Source organism: Actinokineospora enzanensis DSM 44649 (assembly GCF_000374445.1).
Lineage (GTDB): Bacteria > Actinomycetota > Actinomycetes > Mycobacteriales > Pseudonocardiaceae > Actinokineospora > Actinokineospora enzanensis.
In genome coordinates, this window is sequence record NZ_KB894409.1 from 52102 (window position 1) to 64317 (window position 12216).

16 protein-coding genes are annotated in these 12216 nt (G+C 71.0%); 6 read left to right on the top strand and 10 right to left on the bottom strand.

Translation table 11 applies throughout. The features are described from left to right. Positions 1-22: 22 nt before the first annotated feature. Both C503_RS0111150 and C503_RS0111155 read right to left on the bottom strand, forming a co-directional pair. A complete protein-coding gene (locus C503_RS0111150) occupies positions 23-1099 on the bottom strand; it encodes a hypothetical protein (RefSeq protein WP_018682286.1) in 1077 nt (358 codons plus the stop codon). Then, positions 1096-1617, bottom strand: a complete 522-nt coding sequence (locus C503_RS0111155; protein WP_018682287.1) for a SigE family RNA polymerase sigma factor — start codon at positions 1615-1617, stop codon at positions 1096-1098. Before C503_RS0111155 ends, C503_RS0111150 begins: the two co-directional genes overlap by 4 nt. A 146-nt stretch (positions 1618-1763) precedes the next feature. On the opposite strand from C503_RS0111155, the gene C503_RS0111160 reads away from it, so the two are divergent. Then, positions 1764-2546, top strand: coding sequence for an IclR family transcriptional regulator (locus C503_RS0111160; RefSeq protein ID WP_018682288.1), 783 nt, complete (start codon positions 1764-1766; stop codon positions 2544-2546). A gap of 190 nt (positions 2547-2736) precedes the next feature. On the opposite strand, the gene ybaK is transcribed toward C503_RS0111160, so the two are convergent. Next, the gene (ybaK, locus tag C503_RS0111165; protein ID WP_018682289.1) at positions 2737-3213 is read right to left on the bottom strand and encodes a Cys-tRNA(Pro) deacylase; all 477 of its coding nucleotides are present in this window, start codon (positions 3211-3213) and stop codon (positions 2737-2739) included. A gap of 163 nt (positions 3214-3376) precedes the next feature. Here ybaK and C503_RS0111170 point away from each other — a divergent pair, with 163 nt between their 5' ends. Together C503_RS0111170 and rsrA are read left to right on the top strand one after the other, a co-directional pair. After that, complete coding sequence (locus C503_RS0111170) at positions 3377-3985, top strand: sigma-70 family RNA polymerase sigma factor (protein ID WP_018682290.1); 609 nt, start codon at positions 3377-3379, stop codon at positions 3983-3985. Beyond that, positions 3982-4341, top strand: coding sequence for a mycothiol system anti-sigma-R factor (gene rsrA / locus C503_RS0111175; protein ID WP_018682291.1), 360 nt, complete (start codon positions 3982-3984; stop codon positions 4339-4341). Before C503_RS0111170 ends, rsrA begins: the two co-directional genes overlap by 4 nt. Before the next feature lie 86 nt (positions 4342-4427). On the opposite strand, the gene C503_RS48845 is transcribed toward rsrA, so the two are convergent. Beyond that, positions 4428-4502, bottom strand: a complete 75-nt coding sequence (locus tag C503_RS48845; RefSeq protein WP_096498094.1) for a 50S ribosomal protein bL37 — start codon at positions 4500-4502, stop codon at positions 4428-4430. Between the two features lie 141 nt (positions 4503-4643). Between C503_RS48845 and C503_RS0111180 the strand changes: the two genes are divergently transcribed. Continuing rightward, positions 4644-6158, top strand: a complete 1515-nt coding sequence (locus tag C503_RS0111180) for a sensor histidine kinase (RefSeq protein ID WP_018682292.1) — start codon at positions 4644-4646, stop codon at positions 6156-6158. A 170-nt stretch (positions 6159-6328) separates the two neighbouring features. Here the strand turns inward: C503_RS0111180 and C503_RS0111185 are convergent, their stop codons facing one another. Continuing rightward, positions 6329-6583 carry a WhiB family transcriptional regulator gene (locus C503_RS0111185; protein ID WP_018682293.1) on the bottom strand — a complete coding sequence of 85 codons (255 nt, stop codon included), beginning with the start codon at positions 6581-6583 and terminating at the stop codon, positions 6329-6331. 410 nt (positions 6584-6993) lie between these two features. After that, complete coding sequence (locus C503_RS0111190; RefSeq protein ID WP_018682294.1) at positions 6994-7938, bottom strand: diacylglycerol/lipid kinase family protein; 945 nt, start codon at positions 7936-7938, stop codon at positions 6994-6996. Between the two features lie 306 nt (positions 7939-8244). Here C503_RS0111190 and C503_RS0111195 point away from each other — a divergent pair, with 306 nt between their 5' ends. Further along, entirely contained in the window at positions 8245-8652 is a 408-nt protein-coding gene (locus C503_RS0111195; protein ID WP_018682295.1) for a hypothetical protein, read from the top strand. Continuing rightward, positions 8649-9128 carry a GNAT family N-acetyltransferase gene (locus tag C503_RS0111200; protein WP_018682296.1) on the top strand — a complete coding sequence of 160 codons (480 nt, stop codon included), beginning with the start codon at positions 8649-8651 and terminating at the stop codon, positions 9126-9128. Before C503_RS0111195 ends, C503_RS0111200 begins: the two co-directional genes overlap by 4 nt. On the opposite strand, the gene C503_RS0111205 is transcribed toward C503_RS0111200, so the two are convergent. The 4 genes from C503_RS0111205 to C503_RS0111220 are packed head-to-tail and all read right to left on the bottom strand — an operon-like array spanning position 9109 to position 11935. Continuing rightward, positions 9109-9588, bottom strand: coding sequence for a GNAT family N-acetyltransferase (locus C503_RS0111205; RefSeq protein ID WP_026316168.1), 480 nt, complete (start codon positions 9586-9588; stop codon positions 9109-9111). The two genes, C503_RS0111200 and C503_RS0111205, sit on opposite strands and share 20 nt — an antisense overlap. 11 nt (positions 9589-9599) lie before the next feature. Continuing rightward, entirely contained in the window at positions 9600-10157 is a 558-nt protein-coding gene (locus C503_RS0111210; protein WP_018682298.1) for a histidine phosphatase family protein, read from the bottom strand. A 9-nt stretch (positions 10158-10166) separates the two neighbouring features. Then, positions 10167-11405, bottom strand: a complete 1239-nt coding sequence (locus tag C503_RS0111215) for a hypothetical protein (RefSeq protein ID WP_018682299.1) — start codon at positions 11403-11405, stop codon at positions 10167-10169. Next, the gene (locus C503_RS0111220; protein ID WP_018682300.1) at positions 11402-11935 is read right to left on the bottom strand and encodes an RNA polymerase sigma factor; all 534 of its coding nucleotides are present in this window, start codon (positions 11933-11935) and stop codon (positions 11402-11404) included. Before C503_RS0111220 ends, C503_RS0111215 begins: the two co-directional genes overlap by 4 nt. Positions 11936-12216 lie beyond the last annotated feature (281 nt).

Genomic DNA, 12216 nt, shown 5'->3' on the forward strand with positions numbered 1-12216 from the left:
CACGGGTTGTGGCAGCGACCCCTCAGCCGCTCAACCACGGCAGGTCAGGCAGCGGCCGCGCGAGCATCCGGCCCGCGATGCCGATCAGCCGGGGCGAGCCGACGAGGGTCGTCTCGAATGTGGCGTGCTGCAGTACCAGCCAGCGCCCGGACACCGGCCACGCGACCTCCTCCCGGCTGTTCGGGCCGTCGTTCGTCACGCGGTAGTGGAAGTAGCCGATCTGCTGCCAGCCGGGGACCAGGTCCGCGGGCTGGTCCACCTGGTACCCCACGAACACGCGCTCGGAGCCCACCCCGTCGAGGCTGGCCGTCACGGTCAGGTAGGGCTTGGCGTGCGTGTCCCGGAAGATGGACACCTCGCCGGTCGGGGACAGTTCCGTCGGCAGCCCGACCGCGGCGAACACCTCCACGTCATCAGGCCGGGTATCGCGGAACTGGATCGATCGGGCCACTCGGAGCATGTTGGTCCGGGTATCGGGCAGGAACTGCGCGGTGACCTCGTACACCGGGTAGTTGCTCGCACCGCGCCAACGCATCCGGGTCAGCTGCCCGTTGAGATCGGTGGCGAACCAGACCCGGGAACCGCCCACGAGGTCGTACTGGCCGCCCTCCTGAAACGCGGGCGGGTCGGACTTCCGCTCCGCGTCGGGGCGGTCGAGGTAGTCGGACTGCCGCACCGCGAAGGTGACCCGGGTGGGCCCCTTGGGCATCGACCACACGCGGGTGAGCGACCCGTCGACGGCCGCGTAGCGCTCGGTCTCCACCATCCCGGACGGCAGCCAGCCGGGATCACCCCAGGTCGGGGCGAAGTTGGTCACCGGCGTCCGCACCGGGGCCGGGGGCAGCACGGTCAGCAGCGGGGTGGACGTCGCCACCGGCACGGCCGGGCCGACCGTGCCGCTGGGCGTGCCGTTGGGCAGGCACTCGACCACCACCACCGCGGCCGTCGTCGCGATCGCGGCCATCAGGGCGATCGGCGGCCAGCGCCACCGCTTCCGCGGCCGCGCCAACGCCGCCCGCACCCGCGCCTGACCGGGCGCCCGGTCCGCCGCTTGCCGGAGCGCGTCCCGGAGGAGGTCCTCGAACTCGTCGGTGCTCACCGCGCCTCCCCTCGACATCCCGCTCGACTCCGTTCCGCTTCCAGTTCCAGGCGCAGCCGGTCCACCGCGCGCGAGATGTGGCTGCGCACCGTGCCTTCCGCGCATCCCAGCTCGTCGGCGATCTCCGCGTCGGATCTGTCGTCGTAGTAGCGAAGCACCACGGCAGCCCGTTGCTTGCGCGGTAATCGGGCGATCCCGGCCAGCAGCACCGCCCGGTCGTCCACCCACTCGGTCTCGTCCGGCCCCGGCGCGGCCAGCTCGACCAGGTCCCCGTGCGCCACCGACACGTCCCGCGACGACCGGCGCCGCCGCCAGGACAGGAACTCGTTGGTCACCATCCGCTTCACGTACGCGCCCGGCAGGTCGAGCCCGCCGATCCGCGACCACCGCTGCTGGGCGCGCAGCAGCACCTCCTGCACGATGTCCTCCGCCTGGTGCGGATCGCAGGTCAGCGTGGTGGCGTAGCGCAGCAGCGCGTCCAGCCGGTCGGACAGGAACTCGTCGAACGTCAAGGCCACCCCTGTCCACCCGATCCGCGCGTCGCAGGCGGGTGCCCCCAGAGCCACCCGCCGACGACCCGAGCGTCGAGACCCCCAGAGACCCGACGCGTCACCCCATCAACGCGATGACACCCACGGTTTGTTGAGTCCCTACGCTGCGACATATGGGTGACAGCAGCGACATCCCCGCGCTCCGCCGCGGCCTGTCGGTCCTGCGCCTCCTCGCGAGCAAGGCAGGCCCGGTCGCCGCCGCCGCGATCGCCCGCGAACTGTCCCTGCCCAGGTCGACGGTGTACCACCTGCTGTCCGAACTGGCCGAGGCCGGTTTCGTGACCCACCTCCCCGAGGACCGGCGCTACGCCCTGGGCGTCGCCGCGTTCGAACTCGGCTCGGCCTACCTCCGGCACGACCCCCTGGAACGCCTGGCCCGCCCGATCCTGGCGCGCCTGATCCAACGAACCGGACATACGGCACATCTGGGCGTGCTGCACGGCCGCGAGGCGCTGTACCTACTGCGAGAACACCCCGCGCACGCCCACACGGTGGTGACGGACGTGGGTGTCCGCCTACCCGCCCACCTACCCGCCTCCGGCCGCGCAATGCTGGCCCGGCTGCCCGCGGCGCAGGTCCGCGCCCTGTTCCCGAACCGAGACTCGTTCGTCGACCGAACCGGCCGCGGTCCGACTCACCTACCTGCGCTCCGCCGGCTGTTGACCGAGGAGAAACGGCGCGGGTGGGCGGTGGAGGACGGGTATGTGACGCCCGGCTTCGCGTCCGTGGCGGCGGTGGTGGTGGATCACTCGGGACATCCGGTCGCCGCCATCAGCACGACCTTCCGCCACGCGTGCGAGGACGAATGCGGCGAACAATGGCCTGGCCTGGCCGAGGAAACCCGCCACGCCGCCACCGAGCTAACCGCCCGAATCGGCCCTCGCGCGACCCCCTGACCAGCCCAAACACCCCGCTGGCCGCTTGCTCGCCCGCCCCCAGGCCCCCAAACGACGCCCCCACCCACCCGGGGGCAACCCGCCCAATACGAGGAACCCTAGGCGATCATGAAGGATGTCAATATCCCCCGACCGTGAGCTGTGGACAGGTCAACAGACCTGTGGACAACTCGCCAGACCAACACCCCACCTACCGCGAAGCGATCGCGGCAGTCACCGCCCCGGTCAGTGTGATCAAGTCGGCCGCCGCCAGTTCGATCTCCAACCCGCGCCGCCCACCCGAGCAGAACATCGTCGGCAGCTCCCCCGCCGAGGCGTCGATCACAGTCCGCAGCCGCTTCCGCTGCCCCAGCGGCGAGATCCCCCCGGCCACATACCCGGTAGTCCGCTCGGCGACCGACACCTCCGCCATCTTCGCCCGTTTCCCGCCCACCGCCGCCGCCAGCGCCTTCAGGTCCAGTTGCGCGTCCACCGGCACCACTCCGACCGTCAACACCCCGTCGACCTCGGCCAACAGTGTTTTGAACACCCGCGCGGCAGGCACCCCCAACGCCTCGGCGGCCTCCAGGCCGTAGGCCGCGCGCGGGTCGTGCGAGTACGTGTGCACCTTGTGGTCGATCTTGCGCTTGACCAGCAGCGCGGTCGCCGGTGTGCCCTGTCCTGCCACGCGGTCAGCGTAGGGGAATGCGGTCGGGGTCTCCCGTGTTGACCGGGGTGTGCTCGTCCAGCAGACACTTCCGCCGCGGGGCCTTCGTCGTGGTGCCCGCGTAAGCTCGGTGGCGCCGTATGCGCGCCCGACCCAGGGTGCGCCAGCACCCGAAGGGAGTGCGGTGCCCCGCACCGAGACCGAGGCGCCCAACGAGTCGGCCGCCTCGCGCGCGGCCCGGTTCGAGCGCGATGCCATGCCGATGCTCGACCAGCTGTACTCGGCGGCGTTGCGGATGACGCGCAACCCGGCCGATGCCGAGGACCTGGTCCAGGAGACGTACCTGAAGGCGTTCGCCGCGTTCGCGTCGTTCTCCGCCGGGACGAACCTCAAGGCCTGGCTGTACCGCATCCTGACCAACACCTACATCAACGGGTACCGCAAGCGGCAGCGGCAGCCGGTGCAGGCGCCGACCGACGAGATCACCGACTGGCAGCTGGCGAAGGCGGAGAGCCACACCTCCACCGGGCTGCGCTCGGCCGAGGCGGACGCCATGGACCTGCTGCCGGACGACGACGTCAAGCACGCGCTGCAGCAGCTGCCGGAGGAGTTCCGGCTCGCGGTGTACCTCGCCGATGTCGAGGGTTTCGCCTACAAGGAGATCGCCGAGATCATGGGCACGCCGATCGGCACCGTGATGTCCCGCCTGCACCGGGGCAGGCGCCAGCTGCGCGAGCTACTCGCCGACGTCGCCCGCGAGCGCGGTTTCGTGCGGGCGGTGAGCGAGTCGTGACCTGCGAGGACGGACACGAGACGGACTGCTCCGACGTACTGGCCGAGGTGTGGATGTTCCTCGACCGGGAATGCGACGTGGTGCGCCGGGAGACCCTGCAGCGGCACCTCGACGAGTGCAGTCCCTGTCTGGAGCAGTACGGGCTGGAGGAGCACCTGAAGGTGCTGCTGGCCCGCAAGTGCGGCGGCGACCTGGCCCCGGACGAGCTGCGTGACCGGCTGCGCGCCACCATCCGGCGGACCGTCATCCAGCACGCGGGCGGGGAGCTGGACATCACCCAGACCGAGGTCACGGCCCGCGGCGAGAACGCCAGGGTCGAGATCACCCGGACCGCGGTCGAGCGACGCGAGGACTGAGCCCGCTCGCGGCGCCGACCGCTCCGGCACGAGAAGGCCCCGGCACCATCCTGGTGTCGGGGCCTTCGCACGCACGGAGCCTGCGCTCAGGCGTTGGGGCGCTTGCCGTGGTTCGCGCCGCCCTTCTTGCGGTCGCGGCGCTTGCGGGCGCGCTTCGACATCGGTGCCTCCCTAGTGAACGTGTGAGCGCTTGAGTGGACGATTCTGCCACGTCCGGCTGCCCTGCCCCGCCAGGGCCGCCGGAGTGCGCGGGGCCGTCGTAGAGTGAGCGCGGAGTAACCACCGCATCCCAGTGGAGTCGCGTGTCCACGCTCTCTGACCTGCTCGCCGAGCACACCGGCCTGTCCGGCGGCGCCGTCGACCACCTGCAGACCGTGGTCGCCGAGTGGCAGCTGCTGTCCGACCTGTCCTTCGCCGACTTCCTGCTGTGGGTGCCGGAGACCACCGGGGTGGATGGCGCGCCGCTGCCCGCCGGGGCCGAGCGGCGCTACATCTGCGTGGCCCAGGCCCGGCCGACCACCGGGCCGACCGCGCACCCGGAGGACGTGGTGGCCAGCCACACCACCGCCGCCGAGCACCCGCAGCTGCGCCGGGCGATCGGCGAGCGGCGGATCTGCCGGGAGGAGGACCCGCGCTGGTACCTCGGAGTGCCGGTGCGGCGGGAGGCGATCCCGGTCAGCTTCGGCGGGGAGATCGTGGCGGTGCTGTCCCGGGAGACGAACCTGGCCGTGCCGCGGGTGCCCAGCGCGCTGGAGATCGCGTACCTGGGGATCGCGGGCGACCTGTGCCAGATGGTGGCCGACGGGACGTTCCCCACCACCGAGCCGTCCCCGGACGTGCACACCAGCCCGCGCGTCGGCGACGGGCTGATCCGGTTGGACACCGCGGGCGCGGTCGTGTTCGCCAGCCCGAACGCGCTGTCCGCCTACCACCGGATGGGGCACGCGTCCGATCTGGTGGGGGTGCGGCTGGCGCCGCTGACCCGGTCGCTGATCGCGGACCCGTTCGACGCGACCGAGGTGGCGCAGCGGATCGTGGCCGCGCTCGACGGCCAGCCGGGGATGCGCACCGAGGCCGAGTCGCGACGCGGGGCGGCGGTGCTGTTCCGCGCGCTGCCGCTGCGGCCGGGCGGCAAGGCGGCGGGGGCGCTGGTGCTGTGCCGGGACGTCACCGAGGTGCGCCGCCGGGACCGGGCGCTGCTGTCCAAGGACGCGACGATCCGGGAGATCCACCACCGGGTCAAGAACAACCTGCAGACCGTGGCGGCGTTGCTGCGCCTGCAATCCCGGCGCACCAGCAGCCCGGAGGCCAAGGAGGCGCTGGCCGAGTCGGTGCGCCGGGTGGCCGCGATCGCCATGGTGCACGAGACGCTGTCGACCTCTGTGGACGAACGGGTCGACCTGGATGCCTTGGTGGACAAGGTGATCCCGGTGGTCGGTGATGTCGCGGTCGCGGAGAGCCACGTGAAGGTGCGCAAGAGCGGGCAGTTCGGGGTGGTGGCCGCGGAGACCGCCACGCCGTTGGTCATGGTGCTCACCGAGCTGATCCAGAACGCGGTCGAGCACGCCTTCCCGCCGGGCAGCTCGGGCGAGGTGGTGGTGTCGGCGACCCGCTCGGCCCGCTGGCTGGACGTGGTGGTGGCCGACGACGGGCGCGGCCTGCCGCCCGGGTTCTCACTCGAACGGACCAATGGGTTGGGACTGCAGATCGTGCGCACCCTGGTGGAGTCGGAACTGCGCGGCACGCTGTCGCTGCGCCGCCGGGAACAGAACGGTACCGAGGCCGTCCTACGGGTACCGCTTTCGCACCGGCGCTGATTGCCGGAATTCGCCAATCGTGCCGGAACCTCTTGGCAATTCCTTTGCCGTCGAGGTACGGGACTAACTGTGAGTTTCGAGTGAAATCGATTCGGATCGACATCCGTCACAGAAAGAACAGCCCCCGCTCACACATTGTGCAAGCGGGGGCTGTCCGGGTCTTGCGGGCTTTAGGCGTTGCTACGGGCCCTGGTGCGAGCGTTGCGGCGCTTCAGCGCGCGGCGCTCGTCCTCACTCATACCGCCCCAAACGCCAGCGTCCTGGCCGCTTTCGAGCGCCCATGACAGGCAGTTGGCAGCGACGGGGCAACGGTGGCAAACGGCCTTCGCCTCGGAGACCTGCAGGATCGCCGGACCACTCGTTCCCACGGGGAAGAACAGCTCCGGGTCCTCGTCACGGCAGGCCGCGCGGTGGCGCCAGTCCATTTCTACTTGCTCCTCGCTCGGGCGCGGGTAGGCGCGCCACTAGTCGTCAGTCCGGTCGTCGGGGTGCTTGTGAATGCTTTCACGAACTGGGGAGATGTCAAGGGTTCTTCTCCACCCGGTGAGTGAACTCACCCGAAAGTGACAGGTCAGCGGCCTGCGAGTGCGGAGCGCAACGATTTGATCACGGCCGTCCCGGGTCGATGTCGCCCCGCCGAGCGCGGTGTCCTCACCCGGTCGGCGGGCCCGTGAGCGGTCCGTGGAGATCGACTACGGCTGTCGATCTTCCAGTCGATCACCCTTGATCGACAACAAGATCCGTACCGGGCGCCGGGAACGGGGTGCCCGGCACCCGGTATGGGCAAACCGGCATGGGCGGTTCGAGCGAGGTCCACCGACCGGGGGCGAATGGTCTAGACCGCGACGGTGAGAGCTCCCGGAACCGCCGTGAACTCGACCCGGGTGCGCTCGCCGATGAGGTCGCCGTCGCACTGCAGGCGGACCGGCTCCGGGGCCGTGACCAGGATCTTCGCCACGTCGTCGTGCCGCACGAGGTGCTTGCCGCCGCGCACGCCCTGCTCGCTGAGCGCCTGCCGGATGTAACGGAGCACCGTGGTCGAGCGCATCGTGCGCAGGCCGAACAGGCCCAGGCCGGTGTCGAAGCCGCAGTCGGGATTGAGGTGGATCGGGCGGGCACCCAGATAGGTCCACGGGTCCGTGTTGGACACGAACGCCAAGCGCAGCCCGGTGATCGGCTCCGCACCGGGCAGCTGGACTGTCATATCCGGACGGTGACGGCCCGGTCGCAGGTACCGCGCCAACGCCGACCGCGCGTACAGGCCCGGCCCGGTTCGCTTGCCGCGCCTGCGATCCACGTCCGCGACCACATCGGCGTCCCAGCCCATGCCCGCGTTGAAGGTGAACCAACGATGCGCCGCGTCGTCGCTCGTGGACGCTCCGAAGTCGACCCGGCCAAGGCCGACCCGACGGCCGCGCCCCTCCTCGATCGCGCGCAGCAGCACGTGCGTGGCCTCGACCGGGTTGCGCGGCAGGCCGAGCGCCCGCGCGAACACATTGGCCGAACCACCCGGCACCACGCCCAGCATCGGCGTCACCGCGGACGGGCCCGCCGCCAGCAGGCCGTTGACCACCTCGTTGACCGTGCCGTCGCCGCCGTGCGCGACCACCAGGTCGGCGCCCTCCTCCGCGGCGGCCGCGGCCGCGATCAGGGCGTGACCGCGGTAGTCGGTCTCCACCACGTCGAGCTTGACCTGGCTGGCCAGGGCGTGCGCCAGCACGTCCCGCCCGGCGGGGGTGGTGGCGGTCGCCTGCGGGTTCACCACGAGGACAGCGCGCATCACCCGAGGGTAAGCCGGCCCGAGCGGTGCTCCCGACCACCGAACGCGCGATCGGTGCCCGGCCGGTCGTGACAGTGGCCACAGGCCGAGGCCTGGTCGGGGGGCTGGTCCGGCTCCCTTCGTCGCACCGGCCGCGGTACGACGAGTGCACCCAGACGACCGTCTGTCTCATCGCTCCGCGAGGAACTGATACCGCCGATACTGCCCTGCCCGGTCGCCGGACACGACCGGCCGTCCGGGTGGCATACGATCGGCGGTGTGCACGCACGGTCATCGTGCGCTAGCCGCCGACCCGGAAAGGTCACTGTGCGACTCCCCTCCACCACCCCCCGCACCGTGCTGACCGCGGGCGCCCTGGTCGGCCTGCAGGGCCTGGCCGCGTTGACGTTCATGGTGTTGCTGCTGGTCCGCGGCCTGTTCGGACAGTCGGAGCTGGGCACCAACGTGTTCGGCGAGGCCGCCTACTTCGCGGTGCTGACGGCGGGTGTGCTCGCCTGCTCGATCGGGTTGGTGCTCGGCAAGCACTGGGCGCGCGGCCCGTCGATCGCCTTGCAGCTACTCCTCCTGGGCGTTGCCTGGTACGCGATCGGCCCATCGGGCAGGCCCGAATACGGGATCCCGGTGGGCGTGCTGTGCCTGGCGGTGTTGGTGTTGTTGCTGAACGGCCGCACCACCGAGTGGGCGCACGGCCGCGACGAGGACGACGCCGAATGACCTCGACCCGCCTGGCCGGTTCGGCCGACTGGCCCCGGATCTGGCCGCTGTGGCAGCGGGTCGTGTCGGCGGGCGAGACCTACATGTGGTCTCCGGACACGGACCGCGACACCGCTGAACGGCTCTGGATGGCGGGCGAGGTGTTCGTCGTGGAGATCGACGGTCAGGTCGTCGCCACCGCCCTGCTGAAGCCGAACCAGCCCGGCCTGGGCGACCACATCGCCAACGCGGGTTTCATGGTCGACCCGGACCACGCCGGGCGCGGCATCGGCCGGGCGCTGGCCGAGACGGTGCTCGCGCACGCGCGGGCCGCGGGCTACCTGGCGATGCAGTTCAACGCGGTCATCTCGACGAACACCGGCGCGGTGAAGCTGTGGCGGTCGCTTGGCTTCGAGATCGTGGCGACGATCCCGGCGGCGTTCCGGCACCCGACCCGCGGCCGGGTGCCGATCCACATCATGTACCAGCGGCTTTGAGCGCGTCGTCGGTGAGCCGGTAGACGGTCCACTCGTCCTGCGGCAGCGCGCCGAGCGCGCGGTAGAAGCCGATCGCGGGCTCGTTCCAGTCCAGCACGGACCACTCCAGCCGCTGGTAGCCCTGCCGCACGCACTCCTCGGCGAGCGCGGTCAGCAGCGCCTTGCCGAGCCCGGAGCCGCGCTGGTCGGGGTGCACGAACAGGTCTTCGAGGTAGATGCCGTGCGTGCCGCGCCAGGTGGAGTAGCTGAGGAACCACAGCGCGCAGCCGACCACCCGGCCGTCGACCTCGGCGACGTGCCCGAACAGCGCGGGACTCGGTCCGAACAGGGCGGACCGCAGCTGCTCGGCCGTGATGTGGCACTCGTGCCGCGCGCGCTCGTACTCGGCAAGGTCGTAGACGAGCGCGACTATGGCGTCCACATCGGACTCTTCGGCGCGGCGCACACGGGGGTCGGGCAAGGGTTTCTCCTTCACACCACGTTGAGACGAACGATCTGCCGAGCGTCTCGCTCGCACCCGAGTACCCCGATGCCACCTGGGTCGAGTCCGAAGTGGACGCCGAAGTCGGCGGTCCGGCCGATCCAGGCGGCGGCGAGCACCCGGCTGAAGTGACCATGCCCGACCAGGATGACGTCCAGGTCGCCGATCTTGTCGATCAGGTTACGGGCCCGCACGGTGACCTCGTGCGCGGACTCCCCGCCCGGGCACGGGTGCGTCCACACTGTCCAGTCGGGCACCTGCTCGCGGATCTGGGGCGTGGTCAGACCCTCGTAGGCGCCGTAGTCCCACTCGGCGAGATCGTCGGTGACCTCGTCGACGACGAGCCCGGCCAGTTCGGCGGTCCGAAGTGCCCGGACGCGCGGACTGGACCACACCCGCGGCGTGCCAGCGACCAGGCGGGTGAGCGTGTCACCCGCCTGGTACGCCTTGCGTTCACCCTCCGGTGTCAAGGGGATGTCCGTGCGCCCGGTGTGCCGACCGCTCTCCGACCATTCGGTTGTCCCGTGCCGCAGCAGGTAGACGGTCATACCCCGATATTAGGCGAACGGCCCGTCGTAGAGCAGGTTGTCGGCCGCGTCGTACACCTTGCAGCGGACCTTGCCGTCCGACTCCTCCGGCAACAACGCGACGAAGGTTCCCCGCGCCGTGTCGGCTTGGACGGTCTCGCCGTCGGGCATGATCAGCTCGGTCCTGGCGGCGTTCGGCGGGACGACTCCGGCCATCACGGGCCGACCCGCGAGCGACGGCATGATCCCGAGGAGGGCGGGTTTGGTGACGGGCGCTGTGGTCAGATAACTACCGAAGCCTGCCCGTACCTTCTGGTTCACGCACACACTGACACCTGCGTCGTTGACCGCGAACACGATCCGCTGCCCATCCGCCTCGACTGCGGCCCCCGGCGACCAAGTCCCCTCATCGACGATCACGGTAAAGTCCCGGGCGGCGCGGATGCAGTCCCGCAACTTGCCTTCATCGGCATCGGGGAGGGTTCTCGTGGACACCGCCGGGTCGGCGGGTTTCGGCAGGGGGAGGAACGTGCCGTCCGGCGCCTGCACGCGGACTTTGCCCGTGAGGCCCGGGAGAAACACGAACATCCCGTCCTTGACGATCGCGTCCCCCTCTTCCCCATCCCTACTCGGTGCGTCCACCGCGACCCGCACGGCAGGCCAGGCCGGGTCCAGCACGCCCGCCAGGGGGCCGTTGGACGAGGCCAGCAGTGCGCCGGTCGCCGTGCCGGGGATGGTGGCGGGTGGCTGGTCGGGGGCGGTGACGTGGACGGTGGCGCGGGTGGTCTCGCAGAAGAACGGCTTGCCCCCGGCCTTGACCGCCGTGACGGTGACCAGCGGCGAACTGACCTGGAACGATGCCTGCCACTGATCACGTGCGGGGAACCTGGCCACGGAACCGCTCTGCCGCACCGTGTCCCAGCAGCGCTCCAACTGCTCGGCAACGCTGTCCTTGTCCAACGGCGCGGACACCCCGGCCACCACCACCGGCCCGGTCGCCAGCCCGCCCATTCCCACGGCACCATCGAGCGTCTTCCCGGAACCCCCAGCCCCCAGACCACCCACCGCCACCGCGACAACCCCGACCGCGACCGCCACCGGCACCACGACCCGCCCCCAACGCGCGAACTGCCTCCCCGGCGAACGGTCTCCAACGTGGTGCCGCTCATCCCCACCATCGATCCCGGCCGTCACCCGGGCCCACACCCGTTCCCGCACCTGCGCGGGCACGTCCCGCTTCGCGGGCAGCACGAACTCGTCCATGGTCATCCCCGCTCTCCGATCATCGACCGCAACCGCGCCCGCGCCCGGGACAGATTCGCCCGCACGGTCGCCTCCCCGACCCCCAACACCCGCGCCGCCTGAGCCGTATCGACCTCACCCACCAGACACAACTCGGCCACCCGCCGCTGCGCCCGAGGCAACGCGGCAATCGCCTCGAACACCCCGCGCGCCCCGGCGGCCAACCTCTCGACCACGTCCTCCGCGTGATCGCCGACCGGCGCCACCTGGTACGCCACCCGCCGCCCCAACCGCCACCGCCGCCACGCACCCCGGCGCTCCTCGCGCACCAGGTTGCCGACCACCGTCAACAGCCACGGCACCAACGAATCCCCCGCCAACACAACATCCCCGCGCCGCCGCCACGCCACGAGAAACGCCGCGGACGCCAGATCCTCGGCCACCTCCCACGACCCGGTCAGCCGAAACCCGTGATTCCACACGGCCCCCAGATGCCGCTGGAACAACTCGCCGAACGCCCCCTGATCCCCCACCCCCACCCGCTCCCACAACTCCACATCCGACAACCCCCGCGGATCCCCGCGACGCCTGACCACTTCCGGTTTCGCAGCCACACCCCACTATGGCCGGCACCGATCAAGCCGCTGCACCCGTGATTCCGGGACTCGGCGCCACACGACATCGACCGGCTGAAAACCGAGCCAATGCAGCCGATCGCCGACTCTTGCCGCCCCGGTGGGCAACAGCGTCGTTCAGGGTGATGCCCTGTCGATCACCCGACCTCTGCTGCTTGCCAGCGGAGCCAGTGCAGTACCCGGCCACCGATCCTGTCGGTGGT